This window comes from Anaerotruncus sp. DFI.9.16, assembly GCF_024461615.1.
GTDB classification, from domain to species: Bacteria; Bacillota; Clostridia; order Oscillospirales; family Ruminococcaceae; genus Anaerotruncus; species Anaerotruncus massiliensis.
The window spans coordinates 17,913-38,541 of sequence record NZ_JANFZX010000021.1 but is presented as its reverse complement, the minus strand read 5'-3'; the positions used below and the strand labels follow the sequence as shown (position 1 = coordinate 38,541).

Here is a 20,629-nt window from a genome sequence, read left to right as displayed (position 1 = left end):
GTGGGGAAACGCAATGGATTTATCGCTGAAAGACCGGTACACAGCGGCGCGGCGCCGCATCATCGACGACTTCTTTTCCCGGATGAACCCGATGCAGAAGCAGGCGGTCTACACGCTGAACGGCCCGGTGCTGATCCTGGCGGGCGCGGGCAGCGGGAAGACGACGGTCATCATCAACCGCATCGCGAACATGGTGCTCTTCGGGGATGCCTATCACAGCACCTGGATGCCCGAGCAGGTCACGGCGGAGGACGTCGCCTTCCTCGAGGAGTACGCCGACGGGGAGAGCTGGGATTCCGACCGCGCCTTTACGCTCATCCGCAGCCACACCGTCATGCCCTGGAACATCCTCGCGATCACCTTTACCAACAAGGCCGCCGGGGAGTTGCGGGAGCGGCTTTCGGCGATGCTCGGGCCGACGGCGGACGACGTGGGCGCCTCGACCTTCCATTCGGCGTGCGTGCGCATCCTGCGGCGCGAGATCGAGCGGCTCGGTTACGGGCGCAGCTTTGCAATCTACGACACCGACGACTCGCTGCGGGTGATCAAGGGCGCGCTCAAGGAGCTCAACATCGACGACAAGCGGTTCGCCCCCAAGGGGGTGCTCTCCGCGATCGGCCGCGCGAAGGACGAGCTCTTGACCCCCGGCGGCTACGAGGCCGGCGTGGGGGACGACTACTACAAGCAGGTCGTCGCCAAGGTGTACGAGATCTACCAGAAGCAGCTCCAGGACGCCAACGCGGTCGACTTCGACGACATCATCATGCTGACGGTGCGGCTCTTCAAGGAGTTTCCCGAGGCGCTCGACTACTACCGCAACCGCTTCCGCTACATCATGGTGGACGAGTACCAGGACACCAACCGCGCGCAGTTCGAGCTCGTGCGGCTGCTCGCCTCCGAGAGCGGGAACCTCTGCGTCGTCGGCGACGACGACCAGAGCATCTATAAATTCCGCGGCGCGACGATCGAAAACATCCTCCAGTTCGAGGACAACTTCCCCGGCGCGAAGGTCTTCCGGCTGGAACAGAACTACCGCAGCACCGAAACGATCCTCGACGCGGCCAACGCGGTCATCTCGAACAACACCGAGCGCAAGGGCAAGACCCTCTGGACCCAGAACGGGGAGGGGGTCAAGGTGCGGGTGCACCGCGCCGCCGACGAAAACGGGGAGGCGCAGTTCATCTGCGACACGATCCAGGCCAACGTGCAGGCGGGCGCGAAGTATTCCGACCATGTGGTGCTCTACCGCATGAACGCCCAGTCGCAGATGCTCGAGCGCGGCATGGTCAAGGCGGGCATCCCCTACCGCATCATCGGCGGGCTGCGCTTTTACGAGCGCAAGGAGATCAAGGATATTGTCTCCTACCTGAGCGTGCTGAGCAACCGGTCGGATTCGCTGCGCCTGCGGCGGATCATCAACGAGCCCAAGCGGAAGATCGGAGACAGCACGGTCAACGCGGTGGCGGAAATCGCCGCCGGGACGGGCGCGACGATGTTCGACGTGCTCGAGCACGCGGACGAATACGCCTCCCTCGGGCGCAAGACCGCAGACCTCATGGCGTTCGCGGCGATGATGCGCGGGCTGATGGAGGCGGCGGACACGCTGCCGCTGGGCGAATTGCTCGACGAGCTGCTCGACCGGACGGGCTACCTTGCGATGCTCCAGGCGGAGGGCTTTGAGGGCCAGACGCGGATCGAGAACATCGAGGAGCTCAAGAGCACGATGAACCGCTATGAGGAGGAGAACGCCGAGCATTCCCTCTCTGGCTTCCTGGAGGAGATCTCCCTCTACACCGACATCGACAAATACGACCCGAACGACGACGCGGTGGTGCTGATGACGATGCACTCGGCCAAGGGGCTCGAGTTCGACAACGTCTTCATCGCGGGCGCAGAGGAGGGGATCTTCCCGGGCGTGCAGGCGATGTACGACCCCGCGCAGGTGGAGGAGGAGCGGCGGCTCGCCTACGTGTCGATCACCCGCGCCAAAAAGCAGCTCTACATCTCCGACGCGGCGCAGCGGATGCTCTTCGGGCAGACGATGCGCAACCGCCCCTCGCGGTTTTTGGCGGAGATCCCGCCGGAGCTGTGCGAGACGGAGGACGAGACGCTGCTCCGCCGCCAGCAGGCGGCCGCCATGCCGGCGAAAAAGCCCCGCTACTCCGAGAGCGACCGGATGCTGGGGGTGGGCCGCCAGCCCGTGCCCGACGAGGGCTTCGACCTGCGGCCGGGGGACGGGGTCATACACAAGGTGTTCGGCGGCGGCATGGTGATCTCAGTCACGCCGATGGGCAACGATCACCTTGTGGAGGTGGCGTTCGACGGTGTCGGAACCAAGAAGGTTATGGCGAAATTTGCCCGCCTGAAGAAGGTTTAACGGGTTTTTTGGTCGAATGTTCACGATTTGTTAAAAACGCCCTTCTCCGATTCGACAGATTCCGCCAATTACAGAGCGTATAATGTAATTGCAGCGAACGAAAGATAACGCTGTCGAAAAAAGTCAAGGACGGGATAACAGATGAACGCAATCAAAAAATGGATCCTCGCGGTCCAAATCGAGAACAGGTGGAAAAAGATCGGGAACAACCGCAGGAAGATGGGCGCTCTGCTGGAAAACGGCGAGCCCTACAGCTCTCCCGCGCTTGTCCGGCTGGACGGCGAAACCGCCCTGCTCGGCTACCAGGCCAGGCAGATGGAGCGGCGCTACCGGGAGCTGATGGGCGAGTCGCTGGCGAGCGCCTGAACGGGTACATATGGTTCAATGAAGAAAAAACCGGGGCCGCGTAAAACGCGGCCCCGGTTTTTTGCCGGGCGGGGGAGGGAGGAGACCGCTCCCCGCCTTATGAAAAGATCAGGTTGAGCAAGACCGGGACGAGGCACCCGCCGATCGCGGCGAGGATGCCGAGGATCAGGTTGAGCTTGGTCTTGATGACGGCGAAGCTCACCTCGCCGTCCCCGAGCCGCTCGTCGTATTCCCGGAACTTCCCGTCGACCTTCTGTTCCAGCGCGCGCAGCGATTCGCACGGCTGGTTCTTTGAGCAGTCCATCTCACACCCCCAGTCTGCGGCGCGCGTTTTCGAGCGCCGCGGCCAATTCGTCGAGCGCGGCCCGAACCGTCTCCCGCGCCGGGTCCCGCGGCGCGTCCCCGGCCGCGGGGGCGCGGTAGGCGATCCCCACCGCCCGGCAGAGCCCCCGCGCGGCCGCCTCGGCGTACTGCGGGAGATAGCGGTCGAACAGGGCGTTGTCCTCTTCGTTGGTGAGGAAGCCCAGCTCGAGCAGCGCGGAGGCCATGACGGTGCCCGTGTTGACGCCGAAATCCCGGTAGTTCTGCGGGGTCCCCTTGCGCACCCCCCGGTCCCGCACCGGCGTGACGGCGAGCAGCTCTGTCAGGATGTCCTGCGCCTTCTGCACGGTTGGCCAGTCTGCGCCGCTGTGCACCCACAGGCCCACGCCGCGCGCGGAGGGGTCCGCCGCGTCGCGGTGGAGGCTCAAGAAGTAGGCGCAGCCCGCCTCGTTGGCGATGCGGCAGCGTTCGGCGATCGGCAGGGCCGCATCCGAATCGCGGGTGAGCACCACGCCGAGCCCCTGCGCCTCCAGCAGGGGCTTGAGGGCGCGCGCGAGGCGCAGGACGTCGTCCTTTTCGTACCGGCTTTTGAGCACCGCGCCGGGGTCGGCGCCGCCGTGCCCCGGGTCAAGGCAGATTTTTACGATCGCGCTTCCCTCCCATCCGTCCGGCGGTCCCGGTGCGGGGCTGCGTAGGTCATCGCGAGGCGGCTGTCCCCGACGCCCGCGGTGGTCGGGTCGACCACCGCGTTAAAGACGCTCACGAGCACCGACACCACGACGACGGGGTTCTGCACGGCGCGCACAAAGAGCGCCCCGAGCGCGGCCCAGCTCGTCATGTCCTCCCACGAGAGGCCGAAATAGGCGAGGATGGGCAGCAGTACGGCACATGCGATCTGCGCCCACCAGAGTGGATTCTGGAACCGCACGGCCCAATTGATTTTCATCAGATTCCCCCTTCTTGATTGGTTTCATCGTTCCCTGCAATTTTATTGTACCACAACCTATGGTTGTTATCAAGAAAACGGCCCTCCCAAACAGGGGAAAAACGCCGGTTTACGCCGAAGGGGGAGATAATCCGGACAGCCCAAAAGCGCGGGAAGGGTAAATTGACGGATGTCTTTTGGCATGATAAAATAGGGATGGAACGAAAATTTCTCTGCCGATGCACAAAAAGACGAATCGCTCATAAAATGTATTGAGTACAGCTCAAAACATAACTAGGAGGATTCATATGGCAGAGCAAAGAACAGCTCCTGTTACCGCGACCGGAGCAAACTGTTTCAAGGAAGCAGTATGCATAGATGCCGGCAGGATCTATGATTCCTGCACCGATAAGGACTGCCTGACGGATTTGCAGGTATTCTTTACTGACCGCGCCCAGCCGGTGATCGACAGCGCGATGAGCATCAAATGCAAAGACGTGGAAATCATCACCGTCTACCTCGACGTCGAGCCGGTGCCCTTCAACAAGGGCTTCTACTCGGTCGATCTCACCTTCTTCTTCAAAGTGACGGTCAGCGCCTACACCTCCCCGGTGGCCCCTCCGGCCAATGTGGTGGGAATCGCGGCCTTCTCCAAGAAGGTCATCCTCTACGGCTCCGACGGGAACGTCAAGGTCTACAACTCGACCGACCCGCGCGGCGGCATCGACCACGACAACACCAACATGCCCAAGGCGAGCGTCCATGTGGTCGACCCGATGTGCCTCGACAGCAAGCTGGTCGAGTGCGGCTGCGGCCGTGCGTTTGAGTCCGGCGTGACCCTGCCCGGTTCGATCTGCAACCTGTTCGACGGCGACTTCGCGGTCTGCAAGCCGGAAAAGGTGGTACTTATCACGATCGGGCTGTTCACCATCGTCCAGCTTGAGCGCAGCGTGCAGATGATGATCCCGGCCTACGACTACGCGGTGCCGGATAAGGAGAGCACGAGCAATTCCACCGAGGACCCCTGCGAGGTCTTCCGCAAGATCAAATTCCCCCTCAACCAGTTTTTCCCGCCGAAGCTCTCCGAAGCGGATCAGCTTTAAACAGAAATCCCGGCGACGGATATCGTCCGGCGCGGGCGGATGAACCCCTTTGAAGCGGGGTCCCGCCCCGCCGGACGCGGACGTTTTTTTAAAAACAGGAGGATGCGCAATGCCAAAGGTACAGCCCAAAGTCACCCTGATCAGCCACACCCCCAACCCGGAAAAGACGGTCGCCTCGGCGGCCAAGCTGTGCTATTCCTCGGCGTCCCTCGGCGATCTGATGGACAACCTCACCGAGGAAAAGGCGTCCGATTTCGTGCAGATGCTGGCGGAGATCGGCCATGAGAGCCCGATCGAGCACGCGAGCTTCACCTTCGGCATAGAAGGGGTCTCGCGCGCCTTCCTCGCGCAGATCACCCGCCACCGCATGGCCTCCTACAGCGTGCAGAGCCAGCGGTACGTGCGGGAGAAGGCGTTCGACTACGTCCTGCCTCCCGAGATCGAGGCGGACGACGAGGCGCTCTCCGAGTTCGAGGAGGCGATGGAGGCGGCGCAGGAGAGCTACGACCGCATCGCCGCGATCCTCAAAAAGCGCCGCGCCGCCGCGCTCGTCGCGGAGGGCATGGAGGAGAAGGAAGCCGCCAAAAAGGCGGAGAAGCTGGCGATCGAGGACGCCCGCTTCGTGCTGCCCAACGCGTGCGACACCAAGATGATCGTCACGATGAACGCGCGCAGCCTCTATAACTTCTTCGCGCACCGCTGCTGCAACCGCGCCCAGTGGGAGATCCGGGCGGTCGCCGACCAGATGCTCGCGCTCGTGAGCGCGGTCGCGCCGACCCTCTTTTCGAGCGCGGGGCCGTCCTGCTGCCGCGGCGGCTGCCGCGAGGGCAAGATGAGCTGTGGAAAGCCGCAGGAGGTGCGCGAGCACATCACGGAGCTCAAGCAGGGGGGACGGGCGTGACCGGCAGGCTGATTGTCATCGACGGGCTGGACGGCTCGGGCAAGCAGACGCAGGCAAAGCTCCTCTGCGACCGGCTGCGCCGGGAGAACGTGCCGGTGCGCGCGGTGAGCTTCCCCGACTACGCCGAGCCGTCGTCGGCGCTCGTCAAGATGTACCTTTCGGGCGAATTCGGACAGGCCGACGACGTCGGCCCCTACGCCGCGAGCAGCTTTTACGCGGTCGACCGCTACGCGAGCTACCAGCGGTTCTGGAAGGCGGACTACCTTTCGGGGCATACTATTGTCGCCGACCGCTACGCGACCTCCAATCTCATCCACCAGATGTCCAAGCTGCCCCCCGATGAATGGCCCGCCTTCCACGCGTGGATGGAGGACTTTGAATACGGAAAGCTCGGCCTCCCGCGCCCCGACGCGGTCGTCTACCTGGACATGCATCCCGACGTTTCGCGGGCGCTGCTGTCGGGCCGCTACCACGGGGACGAGTCTAAGCGGGACATCCACGAGGCGAATTTCGCCTATATGAGGCGGTGCCGCGTCTGCGCGCTCTACGCCGCCGAACACTTCGGCTGGCGGGTGGTGCGCTGCTCGGACGAGCACCGCGCCTTCCCGGTCGAGGAGATCGCCGAGGAGGTCCGGCGGGCGGTCAACCCAACAGAAAGGTCCTTATAAGCTATGCCGGATTTCAGAAGAATTACCCTTGCGGACAAGGAATGGATCGACCCGCTGCTCCGGATGGGGAACCTGAGGGGCAGCGAATACACCTTTACCAACAATTTCATCTACCGTTCGATCTACCACATCGAGGTCGCGCGGATGAACGACTACTACCTCGTGCGCTCCCACCGGGAGGGCGGCGCGTACTCCTACCTCTACCCGGCGGGCAGCGGCGACCTCAGGCCGGTCGTCGACGCGCTCGTCGCGGACGCGGCGGAGCTGGGGGTCCCCTTCCACATGAACGGCGTTCCCCGCGAGGGGACCGCCGCGCTGGAGGCCCTCTTTCCCGGGCGGTTTGCCTTCTCGGAGACGCGCGACAACTTCGACTACCTCTACGAGAGTGAAAAGCTCATCACCCTGTCGGGCAAAAAGCTGCACGGCAAACGGAATTTCGTCAACCGCTTTCTGGCGGAGAACGAGGGCCGCTGGGCCTATGAGGCGGTCACGCCCGAAAATCTGCCCGAATGCTGGCGGATGAATGTGGCGTGGTGCGCGGAGAACGGCTGCGGCGAGGACCCGAGCCTGGCGGAGGAGACCTGCGCGGTCAAAAACTGTTTCGACAACTTTACCGCGCTGGGGCTCCGGGGCGGGCTGCTCCGGCTGGACGGCGGGGTGGTCGCCTATACGATGGGCCTGCCGCTCAATTCGGATACCTTCATCGTGCACATCGAAAAGGCGTTTTCGTCGGTGGCGGGCGCCTACCCGATGATCAACCAGCAGTTCGTGTCCCACAACTGCGCGGATTACAGGTACGTCAACCGGGAGGACGACGTGGGCAGCGAGGGGCTGCGCAAGGCGAAGCTCTCCTACAGGCCCGCCATCCTCCTCGAAAAATTTGAAGCCGTGCTGAAGGAACCCTCGGGCGGGAGGTGACGGTATGATCCGGTTTGCGGAGGAAGGAATGCGCGCCCGGCTGAAAGAGCTGTGGCGCGAATGCTTCGGCGACAGCAACGAGTATGTCGACCTCTATTTCGCGAGCCACGACATCGCGCGGCACACGATGGTCTTCATGGACGGGGAGAACCCCGTCTCGATGCTCTCGCTGCTGCCGATGACGGTGGTGACGCGGGCGGGCATCCTGCCCGCGCGGTACGTCTACGCGGTGGCGACCAAGGAGAGCTACCGCGGGCGAGGGATCAGCACGCGGATGCTCGAGGCGGCCCACAGGGTGCTGCGCGCCGAGGGGGTCAAGCTGTCGGTGCTCGTGCCCTCGAGCGCCGCGCTCTACAACTTCTACGGCAAGCGCGGGTTCGACACCGAGTTCTATTCCGGGCTGGCGGTCGTCGGGCGGGAGGAGATCGCGCCCTTTGCGGGCAGCTTTTTCATCAGCGAGGCCGACCCCCTGGAGTTTATGCAGATCCGCGAGCGGGCGTTCGCCGGGCGCACGATGTTCGTGCGCTGGGACGGCGACGCGCTCGCCTACCGGATGACCGAGACGGCCTTTGGCGGCGGCGAGACGCTGGCGATCACGATCGGCGACGCGCGGGCCATCGCCGTCTGCCACATGGAGGGCGGCGCGGTGAACGTCAAGGAGCTCGCGCTCGACGGGATGGCCGCCGGCACGGCGCTCTCGGTGCTCCAGCACAAGTTCGGCGCCGACGAGTACCACCTGCGCCTGCCGCTCGACCTCGACTGCCCCTATCCGCTCGAGCGGGTGCCGGCGGGCGTGACCTGCTGGTACGACCCCGAGGCGCGCGAGCGGGTGTTCGGCGGCGGGGGCGGGGCGCCCTACCTGAACCTGGTGCTCGACTGAACGCGCCGCCCGCCGGGCGGCATCCATATTTTAACCAATCGAGGTGCTGACAGATGATCTATGTATTTCTGGCCGATGGATTTGAGACGGTCGAGGCGCTCGCCGTCGTCGACGTGCTGAGGCGCGCCAAACTGGAGGTGCGCACGGCGGGGGTGGGCGGCAGGACCGTCACGAGCGCGCACGGCGTGCCCGTCGTGTGCGACGTCACCGCCGGCGAGGTGGACAAGGAGGCGATGGAGCTGCTCTTTTTGCCGGGCGGCATCCCCGGTACCCCCAACCTCGAGGCGAGCGGGGAGGTGCAGGACTGCATCACCTACGCCGCCGAACACGACAGGTGGATCACCGCCATCTGCGCGGCGCCCTCGATCCTGGGTCACCGCGGCCTGCTTGAAGGGCGCACGGCGACCTCCTTCCCGACCTTCCAGAAGGAGCTGCGCGGCGCGAATATCCCGGCGGACGCCTACGTCTGCGTGGACGGCCGGTACGTCACCGGGCGGGGCATGGGCGTGGCCGTGGAGTTCGGGCTCAAGCTCGTCGAGCTGCTCGCCGGGAAAGAGGCGTCCGACGCCATCCGCGGGTCGATTCAATGCAGGGAATAGACATTCGGCCGCTCAAAATGCGGCTGCGCGGGGAGATCAAGGCGTGGCGGCGGGCGTTGGAGCCCGGCTGGAAGGCGGCCGCGGATGAAAAGATCTGCGCCCGGGTGCTCGCGCTGCGGGAATACGCGGCGTGCTCCACCCTGCTGACCTATGTCTCGCTGCCCATCGAGGTGGACACGCTGTGTCTCATCTCCCGCGCCTTCGCGGACGGCAAAAAGGTGGCCGCGCCCCGCTGCGTTGAGGGCACCCACGAGATGGAATTCTACGAAATTTCCTCGATGGACGACCTCGCGCGCCAGACCTTCGGGGTGCTCGAGCCGGTGCGGGAGCGGTGCCGCCTGCTCACCGACTTTTCGGGGAGCGTCTGCCTCGTGCCCGCGCTCGCCTACGACCGCGCCGGGTACCGACTGGGATACGGCGCGGGGTATTACGACCGGTTCCTGTCGGTCTATCCCGGCCCGAAGATCGGGTTGGTCTACGCGCAGAACCTGCGCAGGAGCCTGTGGAAGGGCCGGTACGACGTGCCGGTCGACCTGATCGTCACCGAGGCGCGCCTTTTTGTCCCGCAGGCGGCGGGGGCGGAACGCAAAAAAAAGAAATGACGGTTTCGGGCTTGCCCGAAACCGTCATTTTCGTTGCCCCCGCGCCGGGCGGGGAGGTGGTTACAGTCTGTCGATGTAGAGTCTGTTTGGATTAGCAGCAGCCGCCGCCGAACCCGCCCCAACCACAAAGGAGGATAATGATGATGATGATCCAGATCCAGCTGCCGTAGCCATAACCGAAACCGCCGTTTCCACCGCATCCGCATCCACAGTTCTGCATGCCGCACCCGCAGCAATTGTTGTTACACATAAGTTGACACCTCGCTGTTGATGATTTGTTTCATACTATGTCTGAAGCGGCAAATGGGTTACATCAACCGGAAAGAGAAATTTTTTGCCGTCCGCCCGGGGCGCGCGGTGAAAAAATTTGTACGGGAAACTCGTTAAAAGATTTGATTATTATGCCGAATTGAGGTATTATATATTGTACATTGGGTTTTTCCGCCACAGGCCCGGGAAGGCTTCCCGCCGGGTGGAGGATAGGAGGACACATGAGCAACCGGGACGAGTTTGAAGACCTGATCAAGAACTTTAAGCTGGACGACGTCGAGGACCCCGCGCCCGCGCAGACGCCCCCGCCCCGCCGCCCCGCTTTTGACTTTGAAGAGGATAACCAGCGCTACAGCGCTTCCAGGGAGCGCCGGCCGGCCGGAGCGGCGGCCGTGCGGGAACGCCCCGCGCGCCGGATGCAGCCCCCGCCCGAGTACCGCGCGCCCGCCGCGCAGGCGGGCGGCGCGGACGCCGTGCGCCCGAATACCGCGCGCAGGCGCGAATTCAAGGTGCAGATCGACGACGAGGAATTCTACGAGCCGTCGACCTCGTCGCCGCGCCCGCCGAGGAGCGGCGGGGGCGGAGGCGGCCGGTCGGGCGGCGGCGACGGCGGGGACCGCCATTCGGGCGGCGGCGCCGGCCGCTGGTTCAAGGCGCTGCTCGTGCTGGTCGTCGTGCTCGGGCTTTCGGTCTTTCTGGCGATGTTCGCGCTCCAGAGCGCGAGCGACATGTTCGGCCTCAATAAGCCGGAGGGCGAGGTGAGCTTCGAGTTGCCCGACGAGGACCTCTCGATCTCCGAGATCGCCTCGATGCTCCAGAAGGAGGGCATCGTCACCCAGCCGCTGACCTTCCGCCTCTACGCGACGCTCAAGAAGGTCTCCCCGGACTCCTTCTTCCCCGGCGACTACACCCTCAACACCAACATGAGCTACGATGAAATCTTCGTCGCCTTCCGTTCGGGCACCGGGCCGGAGCAGGTCACCCTCATCTTCTACGAGGGCTGGACCCTTTCGGATATCGCGGACAAGCTCGAGGAGAACGGCGTCTGCAAGAAGGAGGACCTCTTCCGCTACCTCGAGGAGAACGGCGCGGCGTTTGAGGAGAAATACCCCTTCCTGGCCGACATCCCCGACGACGCGAACCGCTACCGCCGCTACGAGGGCTATTTCTTCCCCGACACCTACGACTTCTACGTGGGCGAGGATCTGGGCACCGTGGTGCAGAAGTTCTTCAACCGCTTTGACCAGATGGTCAACACCGACGAGCTCCAGCAGCAGATGAAGGCGCAGAACCTGACGCTCGACCAGGCGATCACGCTGGCGTCGGTCATCCAGAAGGAGGCGGGCCGCACCGACGACATGAAGATGGTCTCCTCCATCTTCCACAAGCGCCTCGAAAATCCCGCGCAGTTCCCGAAACTCCAGTCGGACGTGACGATCTTCTACGTCGAAAACGACATCAAGCCCTATCTTGAAAACCCGGACGATCCGGTCAATCAGCCGATGTACGACGCATACAATACCTATGTGTGCGACGGACTGCCCGTCGGGCCGATCTCCAACCCGGGCGTCGACGCGATCAAGGCCGCGATCTATCCGCAGAACACCGACTACTACTACTTCCTCGCGGACAAGGACGGCAAGTTCTATTACGCGGCCACGATCGAGGAGCACGCAGCGAATATCGCGGCGGCCGGCATCGGGGTCGACCACGGCATCACGATGCCGGGCGAGGGCGGCGACAGCGAGCCGCAGCAGTAAAAAGGAGCGTTCCCTTGCAAAAGCCAGAACTACTCTCTCCGGCGGGCGGCCGGGAGCAGCTGGAAGCCGCCGTGCGCTTCGGCGCGGACGCGGTCTACCTGGGCTCCGGGCGGTTCAACATGCGCGCCGCGGCCTCCCTCGGGCCGGACGCGCTTGCCGGCGCGGTCTCCTTCGCGCATGAAAACGGCGTCCGCGTCTATCTCGTGTGCAATACCCTGCCCTCCTGCGAGGAGGCGGACGCGTTGCCGGACTTTTTAAGCGCGGCGCGTTCGGCGGGCGTGGACGCGCTCATCGCCGCCGACCTCGGCGTGATGGCGCTCGCGCGCCGCATCGTTCCGGAAATCCCGCTGCACGTCTCCACCCAGGCGGGGGTCGTCAACCACCTGACCGCGTCCGCGCTCCATGAGCTCGGCGCCTCCCGCGTCGTGCTGGCGCGCGAGCTTTCGCTCGCGGAGATCCGCCGCATCCGGGAGAATACCCCGCCCGGGCTCGAGCTCGAGGCGTTCGTCCACGGCGCGATGTGCATGTCGGTGTCGGGGCGCTGCCTGCTCAGCAGCTACCTCACCGGCCGGGACGCCAACCGCGGCGCCTGCGCGCAGCCCTGCCGCTGGAGCTACCGCCTCGTGGAGGAGAAGCGCCCCGGCCAGTACTTTCCCATCGGGGAGGACGGGCGGGGCAGCTACATCCTCAACGCGAACGACCTGTGCATGATCGAACACGTCGGCGAACTGGCGGAAGCGGGCGTCTCCTCCTTCAAGATCGAGGGGCGCGCAAAATCGTCCTACTACACCGCGTCGGTCACCGCCGCCTACCGGGCGGCGCTCGACACGTGGATGCAGAGGGGGGAGCCTCCGCCCTGGGCCCTCGAAGAGGTGGGGAAGGTGAGCCACCGGCCCTATTCGACCGGCTTCTATTTCGGCGCGCCCGGCCAGAACGCCGCATTCGGCGGTTCCCTGTGCGGCTGGGAGGTGCTCGCGATGGCGGAGGGCTGGTCGGACGGCGTGCTCGAAGTGAGCCTGCGCAACCGCTTTTCACGCGGCGAGGAGGCGGAGCTGCTGCTTCCGCACGAGAGCCCGCGCCCCCTTTCCGTCACGGCGCTCGAGGACGTCGGGGAGGGCGCCGTGGAGACGGCCTGCCACCCGATGCGGCGTTACCGCATCCCCTGCCCGTTTCCCGTGCCGCCCGGCGCTTGGCTGCGCCGGAGGATTACGGGGGAGAACGAGGGGAACGGAATGATTTGACGGCCGTGCCCATCTCCGCACAGGATATCATCAAACGTTTTGCCGGCTTTTTCAAAAGCCGCGGGTGAGGCGAAAGCCGAAGGCTTTCGCCGGGGGCGGAGCCCTTGACCCGGGCCCGCAGGCCCTGCCGTAAGCGATTTTTCTTTGGTTCTTTCTTTTTCAGGAAAAAAGAAAGAATGGGTGAAATACCGCCAAACCATGATTTCAAAGAGAGGTTGAAGGATATGTCCGGACATTCCAAATGGGCAAACATCAAACGCAAAAAGGAAAAGACCGACGGTGCGCGCGCGAAAATCTTTACGAAGATCGGGCGCGAGATCACCGTTGCGGCGCGCGAGGGCGGAGCCGACCCGGCGAACAACTCCAAGCTGGCGACGCTGATTGCGAAGGCGAAGGCGAACAACGTCCCGAACGACAACATCGAGCGCCTGCTCAAAAAGGCGGGGGACAGCAAGGAGGACTACGAGGAGATTACATACGAGGGCTACGGTCCTTCGGGCGTGGCGGTCATCGTGGAAACCCTCACCGACAACCGCAACCGCACGGCGGGCGACCTGCGCCACTACTTCGACAAATGCGGCGGCAACCTCGGCCAGAACGGGAGCGTCTCCTTCCTGTTTGAAAAGAAGGGCGTCATCGTCATCGACAACGAGGAGGGCAAATACGACGAGGAAAAGGTCATGGACGACTGCTTCGAGTGCGGGGCGGCCGACTATGACTACAGCTCCGACGACGTGATCGAGATCTACACCGAGCCCAACGACGTGGCGAAGGTGGCGGGCGCGCTCGAGCAGATGGGCTACACCTACGATTCCGCCGAGGTCGAGTACATTCCGATGACCAAGGTGAAGATCGACGACGAGGAGCTCGCCCAGAAGATGGAGAAGCTGCTCGACATGTTCGACGACAACGACGACGTACAGAACGTCTACCACAACTGGGACCAGCCGGAGGAGCCCGACGAGGACTGACCGGCCCGGAGCGGAAATAACGAAACAGCGGGCGCGGCATCTGCCGCGCCCGCTTTTTTTGCGCGCCGGGAAGGAAAATTCAGGAGGCGGGAAAATCCCGGAATCCCCGGGTCTTTCCCACAATTCGGCCAGATGCTGGGAGCCGCCTTCCAGACCCTGGTTCGCGGCGCGAAATTAGGTGAAAAGCAATAAAAACGCGCCGAAAAATTCAGTGGAAATTATAGTTCCGGAACTTCCGTGCGCATGCTGAACTCCCGAAAAAAATGGGTATACTTATGGCAATCACGGAAGGAGAGAAGCATATGAGCAGTGTCAAACAGCTGGAAAAGGCGGAGGTCGACGGCTTCCTGAGGAACCTCTATCTCGAGGAGCGCAGCGAAAACACCGTCAGCAAATACCGCCGGGATATCGTGCGCTTCGGCCGGTTCCTGGCGGAGGGCCGGGCACTGGACAGGGAGGCGGTGGTGGCCTACAAGCGCTATCTGGTCGGCGAGGGCTATAAGGCGTCCTCCGTCAATTCCATGCTGGCGGCCGTCAACGCCCTGCTGTCCTACCTGGGCCTTCCCGACTGCCGGGTGCGGCTGTTAAAAATCCAGCGTCAGGCGTTCCGGGACCGGTCGCGCGAATTGCAGAAGGCGGACTACCTGCGCCTGCTTGAGACCGCGCGCAGCCGGAAAAAGCCGCGCGCCGAGGCGCTGCTGCAAACCCTGTGCGGCGTCGGGATCCGCGTCAGCGAACTGCCCTTCATCACGAAGGAGGCGGTGCTGGAGGGCCGGGCGGCCATCCGCTGCAAGGGAAAATGCCGGGTCGTGCCCCTGCCCGACCGCCTCCGGCGCATCCTCCTGCGCTACTGTGGGGAGCGGGGGATCACGTCGGGCCCGGTCTTCGTCACCCGCAGCGGCAGGCCCATGCACCGGTCGTCCGTCTGGCGCGCGGTGAAAAGCCTCAGCGCGGACGCAAAGGTGCAGCCGCGGAAGGTCTATCCCCACAACCTGCGCCACCTGTTCGCCTGCACCTATTACCGGCAGAGCCGGGACATCGCCGGGCTGGCGGCCCTTTTGGGCCACGCCAGCACCGAAACCACCCGGATCTATACGGCGACGAACGAGACGGAGTACGCCGGCCTCATCAACCGGCTGGGCCTTGTGCCCTGAGAAAAGGCCCGGGAAACAAAAAAGCAACATAATGCGTATTATGTTGCAAACCGGACCGATAAATGGTCATATCAGGCATAAAACAGCCCCGCCGGCTTTGGACGCGCGCCTGCCAGGGGTATTTGGCCTGCACGAAAGCACATCAGCGGCGAGGAACCGTTGACGCGCATTTTCGGCATACCCCCGGGCGGTCCCAAACGGCGAAAAATCCGGGCCGCCTATTGCGAAGATTGCCATTTTGTTGCATAATAAGGGAAGATTATGTAGCCTAAAATAGAGCGAGGTTTTAAAACTGCAACATAATACGCATTATGTTGCAACCCGGGCCGTATTCCGGGACCGGAGCTTTTCTTTTGCGAAAGGATGGAAGGTCATGAAAGTCAACTACGGCCAATTGGGGACCGAAGCGGAGATCGTCCTGATTCGCCTGAGCCGGGAGGCGGAGGGACAGCCCGCCGGGACGTTGAGTAACGTCTACCTTCCGGAGCCGGTGAGCTTCTACGGGCTTGGGGACCTCTTTTTGGAACTGGACGCGATCTACCGTTACCTCCGGTTTCCCTGCGCGGACAGGGATGTCCGCTATTTCAGCAGCCGCCGCCAGCTCCAGGCGAACCGCCAGCCGGTTCCGCTGGACACCCTCCGGTATGAGCGGCGCCGGGAGCTGGAAACCACCATGCAGGCGCCGTACGATTTCGTCGTGCAGGTGATCTACCGGCAGAACGACAGCTGGCAGGGCTTTCTGACGTGGGTGGGCAGGAACGTGCGCGTCGCCTTCACCAGCGCGCTGCAATTGCTGCGGCTTCTTGCGGAGGCGATGGGGTGCGACGGGAAGGTGCAGATCTTGGACGCCCAGCGGGATGCGGCGCTGGTCGCCGACTGGAGGCAGCAGGATGCGGAGCGCGAGCGGCGCGCCCCGGAACCGGCGCCGCAGGGGGAGGACGCGGACGGCTGAGCCGTCCGGGCGCCTCCTTATTCGCCGCGCGCGTGAAGGTGCTTCCGGCCCCTGCTTCGGCTGGAAAGTTTCGACAGTTCCCGCGCGGCGGCCAAATGCTGGAAACCCGCTCCCGAATGGGGCTTTGAGGGGATAAAACAGGCTAAATTCGACAAAAAGACGCCGAAAATTTCGGCGTCTTTTTTTTGCTGGAAAAGAAAAGCACTTGCATTTTTTATCTGTGGCAAGTATAATAAAGAGGTAAAAGTGGTGAAAAGTGGTTAAAAGTGGAGGAATCGCCACCCAAGTGGCGGACAAGCCCGGAGGGAGGTGATAAAATGCTCACAGGACAGTACACCCACAGCATCGACGCGAAAGGCCGGGTGAACTTCCCCGCGAAGCTGCGCGAGGAGCTGGGCGAGCGTTTTATCATCACGCGCGGGCTCGACAACTGCCTCTTCGTCTACTCGGTGGACGAGTGGGACCAGCTCGCGGCAAAGCTGCACGAGCTGCCCATCAGCAAATCCGCCCCCCTCAACCGGTTCTTCTTCGCGGGAGCCGCTGAGGCGGAGCCGGACAAGCAGGGCAGGGTGCTCCTGCCGGCGCACCTGCGGGAATACGCGGGGCTCGACCGGGACGTCACGATCGCGGGCGTCTCCAACCGCGCCGAGATCTGGGACAGCGAGCGCTGGGAGAAGCAGAACGAGCAGCTTACGGCGGAATCCATCGCGACCGCGATGGACGAGCTGGGGTTCTAGGCGATGGCGGGATTTTCACACCGCCCCGTCCTGCTGGACGAGTGCATCGAGGGCCTGGCCATCCGCCCGGACGGCGTCTATGTCGACGGGACGGCGGGCGGCGCGGGGCACTCCTCCGAAATCGCAAAGCGCCTGACCACCGGACGGCTGGTCGCGCTCGACAAGGACCCCGACGCGGTGAAGGCCGCCTCCGAACGGCTCGCGCCCTATCCCTGCGCCGTCGTCGTGCAGAGCGATTTTTCCCAGATGAACGGCGTGCTCGACCGGCTGGGGATCGACGGGGTGGACGGCATCCTGCTCGATCTGGGAGTTTCCTCCCACCAGCTCGACACCCCCGAGCGGGGCTTTTCCTACATGCACGACGCGCCGCTCGACATGCGCATGTCCCAGTCGGGGCTGAGCGCCTACGACGTGATCAACGGCTATGACTTCAAGGAACTGTGCCGGGTGTTCCGCGATTACGGCGAGGAGAAATTCGCGCCGATGATCGCTAAACATATTTTGCAAACCAGAACGCAGCGCCCCATTGCCACTACCGGAGAACTGGCAACACTGATTAGCGCGTCGATCCCCGCAAGGGCGAGACGCGAGGGCGGGCATCCTGCAAAGCGCGTCTTTCAAGCGGTCCGAATTGAGGTAAACGGGGAACTCTCCAGCCTGTCTGTTTTTCTCGGCGAAACGTTTGAAAGACTCCGCTCCGGCGGGCGCATGGCAATCATCACCTTCCATTCGTTGGAAGACCGCATGGTCAAACAGCGGTATGCGGCGCTTTGCAGGGGCTGCACCTGTCCGCCGGACTTTCCGGTGTGCGTGTGCGGCAACCGGCCCAAAGGGAAACTCGTGAACAAAAAACCCATCGAGGCGGGGGAAGCGGAGCTCGCGGCCAACAGCCGCAGCAAGAGCGCCAAGCTGCGCATCATTGAGAAACTATAGAAGGAGGGAAGGCGCCATGCAGACGCGATACGCCGGGAACGGCAGCGTTGCCTACGATCTGGACCGGTTCCAGCCAAAGCCGCGGATGCGGGTGAAAAGGCCGACCCTGGTCGTGGCGAACCCCGGCGTCAAGGCGCGTGCGCGCCGCCGGACGGCCACCGTGCTGGGCATTGTGGCGGCGGCTGCGGTGGTCGTGGGGATCGTGGTCACGATGCTTTACAGCCGCGCGGTGCTCACCGAGCTGAGCCAGCAGATCGCATCCCAGACCGCCAAGCTCGAAAAGGAGCAGAGCGAATTCACCCGCCTGTCGGCGGAGCTGGACGCCAAAATTTCTCTGCGCAACGTCGAGGACTATGCCACGCAGACGCTCGGCATGCTTCCGATCGACAAAAGCCAGGTCACCTACGTGGACCTGAGCGAGGGGGAAAAGATCGAACTGACAAGCGAATCGCCCAAGCAGTCGCTGTTCGACAAGGTCGAGCTGGCGATCATCAACGTCAAGGAACGGCTTGGCGAGGACTAAAACGGATGGCGCATCCATAAATATAGAGTGGCACGAAAAGCAAGAAGGATTGAGGGAGGGACCGCGTACCCGTCCGTACTTCTTGCTTTCCTCGCATTTTGCGCCCTTTTCGACGGCAATCCCGCCGGTTCGCGGGGCTGCGCGCCCGTAACTTTTGCAAAGGACTGGTATATTAAGATGGCAAAGCCTCCAACCTATCATATGAGAAGCCGGATGATCGTCGTACTGGTGGCGATGATCGTCTTCGGCTTCTGCGTCGTTCTGCACCAGCTCTTCAAGCTGCAGGTCGTCGAGGGCGAGGCCCTCCAGGCGCGCGCGCTCCAGCAGCAGCTGCGCAGCGAGCGCATCGGGGCCAAGCGCGGCACGATCTACGATACCAACGGCAACCCGCTCGCCAAGAGCGCGACCGTCTGGTCGGTGTGCGTCGCGCCGGGGCTGATCGACACCCCCGAAAAGGAGTCGGACGTCACCGCGGCGCTCGAGAAGTTCCTCGAACTCGACAAGGAGTCGATCCAGAAGAAGCTCGCGCTCAAGGGCACCCTCTACCAGGTGGTCAAGACCAAGGTGGAGAAGCCGCAGGCGGATGAGCTGATGACCTTTGTCAGCGAGAACGGCCTTACGGGGCTCATCTTCCTCGAGCAGGACACCCGCCGCTACTACCCCTACGGCAACTTTGCTTCGGCGGTGCTCGGCTTTGCCAACGACGACAACCACGGCGCCTACGGGCTGGAGAGCTACTACGAAAAGGTGCTCGCCGGCACGCCGGGGCGCGTGGTCTCGATGAAAAACAGCCGCGGCGTCGACATGGACCTGCAATATTCGCAGGAGTACGCCGCCAAGGACGGGGATTCCCTCGTGCTGACGATCGACGAGACGATCCAGCACTTCCTAGAAAAGAACCTCGAGATCGCGCTGCCCGAGCACAAGGTGCGCAACCGGGTGACGGGCGTCGTCATGGACGTGAAGACGGGCGCGGTGCTCGCGATGGCCTCCAAGCCCGACTTCGACCCCAACAACCCCTACGAGATCCTCGACGACAAAAAGCGCGAGGAGCTCGAAAACCTCAAGACGGTCGCCACCAAGGAGGAGTACGACCAGGCGCTGAGGGAGGCGTGGTACGCCCAGTGGCGCAACTACGCGATCTCCGACCCCTATGAGCCGGGCTCGGTCTTCAAGATCATCACCGCCTCGGGCGCGCTGGAATGCGGCGCGGTCACCCGGCAGTCGACCTTCTACTGCTCGGGCGCCACGACGGTCAACGGCACCCCCTACCACTGCTGGGTCTGGTCGAGCCGCGGCGAGGGCCACGGCCAGCAGGACCTCGAGCACGCGATCATGAACTCCTGCAACCCGGCGTTCATCGATATCGGCCAGCGCATGGGCGCGCAGAACTTCGCCGAATACTTCTCCAACTTCGGCCTCACCGAGAAGACGGGCATCGACCTGCCCGGCGAGGCGACGAGCATCTACCACGCGCGCTACACCATCAACGACCTCGCCTCCAGCTCCTTCGGCCAGACCTTCAAGGTCACGCCGATCCAGCTGATTACCGCCGCGAGCGCGGCGGTCAACGGCGGCAAGCTGATGCAGCCCTACATCGTCAAGCAGATCGTCGACGCGGAGGGCAACGTCATCTCCAACACCGAGCCGGTCGTCAAGCGGCAGGTCGTCTCGGAGGACATCTCCAGGGAGATCAGCCTCATGCTCGAGCAGGTCGTCGCCAACGGCTCCGGCCGCCAGGCGCAGATCCCCGGCTATCGCGTGGGCGGCAAGACGGGCACCTCCGAGCAGCTCGACAGCCCCAAGCTCAAGTCGGAGGGCCGCACCCCGAATACCCTCTCCTTCTTCGGCTTCGCGCCGGTGGAGGACCCGCAGGTGGCCTGCCTCGTGCTGATCGACGACCCGGACATCTACAACGCCTACGGTTCCACCGTCGCGGCGCCGATCGTCGGCGCGGTGCTGGCGGACACCCTGCCCTACATGGGCATCGAGCCGCAGTACACCGAGGAGGAGCTCGCGAACGTCGCCACTAAGGCGGAATACCTCATCAACCTCGACCTGCACGACGCCCAGTACAAATGCCGCGTCAGCGGGCTGAAATACCGCGTCGTCGGAAACGGCACCAAGGTGCTCCGCCAGATCCCCGAGGTGGGCGAGACGATCCCCGAGGGCGGCACCATCGTCCTCTACACCGAGGAGGAGGGCGCGGGCGACCTCATCCCGGTGCCCGACGTGGTCGGCAAGACGGTCGAGGAGGCCAACCGCTCGATCGTGGGCGCGGGGCTCAACATCTCGATTTCGGGCGAGCAGATCGAGGGCACCCACCAGGTGGTGTCCTCCCAGACGCCCGCCGCGGGCGAGCAGGTGGAGGCCGGGACGGTCGTCACCATTCAGTGCGTTGAAAGCACCGCTCCCGTCACCGAATGAC

General features: G+C 63.7%; 22 protein-coding genes. 18 read left to right on the top strand and 4 right to left on the bottom strand.

Annotation, left to right across the window (positions count from 1 at the left end; all coding sequences use genetic code 11):
• Window positions 1-13: 13 nt before the first annotated feature.
• On the top strand, window positions 14-2,377 hold the full coding sequence (locus tag NE609_RS09815; protein ID WP_256152409.1) for an ATP-dependent helicase: 2,364 nt from the start codon (window positions 14-16) through the stop codon (window positions 2,375-2,377).
• Window positions 2,378-2,518: 141 nt separating this feature from the next.
• On the top strand, window positions 2,519-2,743 hold the full coding sequence (locus NE609_RS09810) for a hypothetical protein (RefSeq protein WP_256152408.1): 225 nt from the start codon (window positions 2,519-2,521) through the stop codon (window positions 2,741-2,743).
• A 97-nt stretch (window positions 2,744-2,840) separates the two neighbouring features.
• On the opposite strand, the gene NE609_RS09805 is transcribed toward NE609_RS09810, so the two are convergent.
• From NE609_RS09805 to NE609_RS09795, 3 genes are read right to left on the bottom strand one after another with little or no spacing between them, the layout of a single operon-like run.
• Window positions 2,841-3,047: a hypothetical protein gene (locus NE609_RS09805; RefSeq protein ID WP_101549352.1), complete on the bottom strand. Its 207-nt coding sequence runs from the start codon at window positions 3,045-3,047 to the stop codon at window positions 2,841-2,843.
• A gap of 1 nt (window position 3,048) precedes the next feature.
• Window positions 3,049-3,702, bottom strand: a complete 654-nt coding sequence (locus NE609_RS09800) for an N-acetylmuramoyl-L-alanine amidase (RefSeq protein ID WP_256152415.1) — start codon at window positions 3,700-3,702, stop codon at window positions 3,049-3,051.
• Between the two features lie 2 nt (window positions 3,703-3,704).
• Window positions 3,705-4,010, bottom strand: a complete 306-nt coding sequence (locus NE609_RS09795) for a phage holin (RefSeq protein ID WP_256152407.1) — start codon at window positions 4,008-4,010, stop codon at window positions 3,705-3,707.
• 287 nt (window positions 4,011-4,297) lie between these two features.
• Here NE609_RS09795 and NE609_RS09790 point away from each other — a divergent pair, with 287 nt between their 5' ends.
• From NE609_RS09790 to NE609_RS09760, 7 genes are all read left to right on the top strand, one after another.
• Complete coding sequence (locus NE609_RS09790) at window positions 4,298-5,092, top strand: hypothetical protein (protein ID WP_101549358.1); 795 nt, start codon at window positions 4,298-4,300, stop codon at window positions 5,090-5,092.
• Between the two features lie 109 nt (window positions 5,093-5,201).
• Window positions 5,202-5,993, top strand: coding sequence for an FAD-dependent thymidylate synthase (gene thyX, locus NE609_RS09785; protein WP_256152406.1), 792 nt, complete (start codon window positions 5,202-5,204; stop codon window positions 5,991-5,993).
• Complete coding sequence (locus NE609_RS09780; protein WP_256152405.1) at window positions 5,990-6,661, top strand: thymidylate kinase; 672 nt, start codon at window positions 5,990-5,992, stop codon at window positions 6,659-6,661. The genes thyX and NE609_RS09780 overlap by 4 nt, the downstream gene beginning before the upstream one ends.
• Window positions 6,662-6,664: 3 nt before the next feature.
• The gene (locus NE609_RS09775) at window positions 6,665-7,579 is read left to right on the top strand and encodes a DUF2156 domain-containing protein (protein WP_256152404.1); all 915 of its coding nucleotides are present in this window, start codon (window positions 6,665-6,667) and stop codon (window positions 7,577-7,579) included.
• 4 nt (window positions 7,580-7,583) lie between these two features.
• A complete protein-coding gene (locus NE609_RS09770) occupies window positions 7,584-8,459 on the top strand; it encodes a GNAT family N-acetyltransferase (RefSeq protein ID WP_121586933.1) in 876 nt (291 codons plus the stop codon).
• Window positions 8,460-8,512: 53 nt separating this feature from the next.
• Window positions 8,513-9,058, top strand: a complete 546-nt coding sequence (locus tag NE609_RS09765) for a DJ-1 family glyoxalase III (RefSeq protein WP_101549368.1) — start codon at window positions 8,513-8,515, stop codon at window positions 9,056-9,058.
• A complete protein-coding gene (locus NE609_RS09760; RefSeq protein ID WP_121586931.1) occupies window positions 9,046-9,660 on the top strand; it encodes a 5-formyltetrahydrofolate cyclo-ligase in 615 nt (204 codons plus the stop codon). Before NE609_RS09765 ends, NE609_RS09760 begins: the two co-directional genes overlap by 13 nt.
• Window positions 9,661-9,751: 91 nt before the next feature.
• Here the strand turns inward: NE609_RS09760 and NE609_RS09755 are convergent, their stop codons facing one another.
• Window positions 9,752-9,910, bottom strand: coding sequence for a hypothetical protein (locus NE609_RS09755; RefSeq protein WP_158595633.1), 159 nt, complete (start codon window positions 9,908-9,910; stop codon window positions 9,752-9,754).
• A 241-nt stretch (window positions 9,911-10,151) separates the two neighbouring features.
• Here NE609_RS09755 and mltG point away from each other — a divergent pair, with 241 nt between their 5' ends.
• The 9 genes from mltG (at window position 10,152) to NE609_RS09710 (ending at window position 20,628) form a co-directional block, all read left to right on the top strand.
• Window positions 10,152-11,690 carry an endolytic transglycosylase MltG gene (gene mltG, locus NE609_RS09750; protein ID WP_101549372.1) on the top strand — a complete coding sequence of 513 codons (1,539 nt, stop codon included), beginning with the start codon at window positions 10,152-10,154 and terminating at the stop codon, window positions 11,688-11,690.
• A 14-nt stretch (window positions 11,691-11,704) separates the two neighbouring features.
• Window positions 11,705-12,931 (top strand): U32 family peptidase, encoded by a 1,227-nt coding sequence (locus NE609_RS09745; RefSeq protein ID WP_256152403.1) that lies wholly within the window; start codon window positions 11,705-11,707, stop codon window positions 12,929-12,931.
• A 224-nt stretch (window positions 12,932-13,155) separates the two neighbouring features.
• A complete protein-coding gene (locus NE609_RS09740) occupies window positions 13,156-13,902 on the top strand; it encodes a YebC/PmpR family DNA-binding transcriptional regulator (protein WP_101549376.1) in 747 nt (248 codons plus the stop codon).
• 302 nt (window positions 13,903-14,204) lie between these two features.
• Window positions 14,205-15,056 (top strand): tyrosine-type recombinase/integrase, encoded by an 852-nt coding sequence (locus tag NE609_RS09735; RefSeq protein ID WP_256152402.1) that lies wholly within the window; start codon window positions 14,205-14,207, stop codon window positions 15,054-15,056.
• A 373-nt stretch (window positions 15,057-15,429) separates the two neighbouring features.
• Entirely contained in the window at window positions 15,430-16,008 is a 579-nt protein-coding gene (locus NE609_RS09730) for a hypothetical protein (protein WP_121587266.1), read from the top strand.
• Between the two features lie 317 nt (window positions 16,009-16,325).
• Window positions 16,326-16,745, top strand: coding sequence for a division/cell wall cluster transcriptional repressor MraZ (gene mraZ, locus NE609_RS09725; protein ID WP_121587265.1), 420 nt, complete (start codon window positions 16,326-16,328; stop codon window positions 16,743-16,745).
• A 3-nt stretch (window positions 16,746-16,748) separates the two neighbouring features.
• Window positions 16,749-17,678, top strand: a complete 930-nt coding sequence (gene rsmH, locus NE609_RS09720; RefSeq protein ID WP_121587264.1) for a 16S rRNA (cytosine(1402)-N(4))-methyltransferase RsmH — start codon at window positions 16,749-16,751, stop codon at window positions 17,676-17,678.
• Window positions 17,679-17,694: 16 nt separating this feature from the next.
• A complete protein-coding gene (locus tag NE609_RS09715) occupies window positions 17,695-18,201 on the top strand; it encodes a cell division protein FtsL (RefSeq protein WP_256152401.1) in 507 nt (168 codons plus the stop codon).
• A gap of 213 nt (window positions 18,202-18,414) precedes the next feature.
• A complete protein-coding gene (locus NE609_RS09710) occupies window positions 18,415-20,628 on the top strand; it encodes a penicillin-binding transpeptidase domain-containing protein (RefSeq protein WP_256152400.1) in 2,214 nt (737 codons plus the stop codon).
• Window position 20,629: the final 1 nt, after the last annotated feature.

Coding starts and splice junctions, on each gene's coding strand:
- NE609_RS09815 (WP_256152409.1), top strand. CDS start 14: ATGGATTTATCGCTGAAAGACCGGTACACAGCGGCGCGGCGCCGCATC.
- NE609_RS09810 (WP_256152408.1), top strand. CDS start 2,519: ATGAACGCAATCAAAAAATGGATCCTCGCGGTCCAAATCGAGAACAGG.
- NE609_RS09805 (WP_101549352.1), bottom strand. CDS start 3,047: ATGGACTGCTCAAAGAACCAGCCGTGCGAATCGCTGCGCGCGCTGGAA.
- NE609_RS09795 (WP_256152407.1), bottom strand. CDS start 4,010: ATGAAAATCAATTGGGCCGTGCGGTTCCAGAATCCACTCTGGTGGGCG.
- NE609_RS09790 (WP_101549358.1), top strand. CDS start 4,298: ATGGCAGAGCAAAGAACAGCTCCTGTTACCGCGACCGGAGCAAACTGT.
- thyX (WP_256152406.1), top strand. CDS start 5,202: ATGCCAAAGGTACAGCCCAAAGTCACCCTGATCAGCCACACCCCCAAC.
- NE609_RS09775 (WP_256152404.1), top strand. CDS start 6,665: ATGCCGGATTTCAGAAGAATTACCCTTGCGGACAAGGAATGGATCGAC.
- NE609_RS09770 (WP_121586933.1), top strand. CDS start 7,584: ATGATCCGGTTTGCGGAGGAAGGAATGCGCGCCCGGCTGAAAGAGCTG.
- NE609_RS09765 (WP_101549368.1), top strand. CDS start 8,513: ATGATCTATGTATTTCTGGCCGATGGATTTGAGACGGTCGAGGCGCTC.
- NE609_RS09760 (WP_121586931.1), top strand. CDS start 9,046: ATGCAGGGAATAGACATTCGGCCGCTCAAAATGCGGCTGCGCGGGGAG.
- NE609_RS09755 (WP_158595633.1), bottom strand. CDS start 9,910: ATGTGTAACAACAATTGCTGCGGGTGCGGCATGCAGAACTGTGGATGC.
- mltG (WP_101549372.1), top strand. CDS start 10,152: ATGAGCAACCGGGACGAGTTTGAAGACCTGATCAAGAACTTTAAGCTG.
- NE609_RS09740 (WP_101549376.1), top strand. CDS start 13,156: ATGTCCGGACATTCCAAATGGGCAAACATCAAACGCAAAAAGGAAAAG.
- NE609_RS09735 (WP_256152402.1), top strand. CDS start 14,205: ATGAGCAGTGTCAAACAGCTGGAAAAGGCGGAGGTCGACGGCTTCCTG.
- NE609_RS09730 (WP_121587266.1), top strand. CDS start 15,430: ATGAAAGTCAACTACGGCCAATTGGGGACCGAAGCGGAGATCGTCCTG.
- mraZ (WP_121587265.1), top strand. CDS start 16,326: ATGCTCACAGGACAGTACACCCACAGCATCGACGCGAAAGGCCGGGTG.
- rsmH (WP_121587264.1), top strand. CDS start 16,749: ATGGCGGGATTTTCACACCGCCCCGTCCTGCTGGACGAGTGCATCGAG.
- NE609_RS09715 (WP_256152401.1), top strand. CDS start 17,695: ATGCAGACGCGATACGCCGGGAACGGCAGCGTTGCCTACGATCTGGAC.
- NE609_RS09710 (WP_256152400.1), top strand. CDS start 18,415: ATGATCGTCGTACTGGTGGCGATGATCGTCTTCGGCTTCTGCGTCGTT.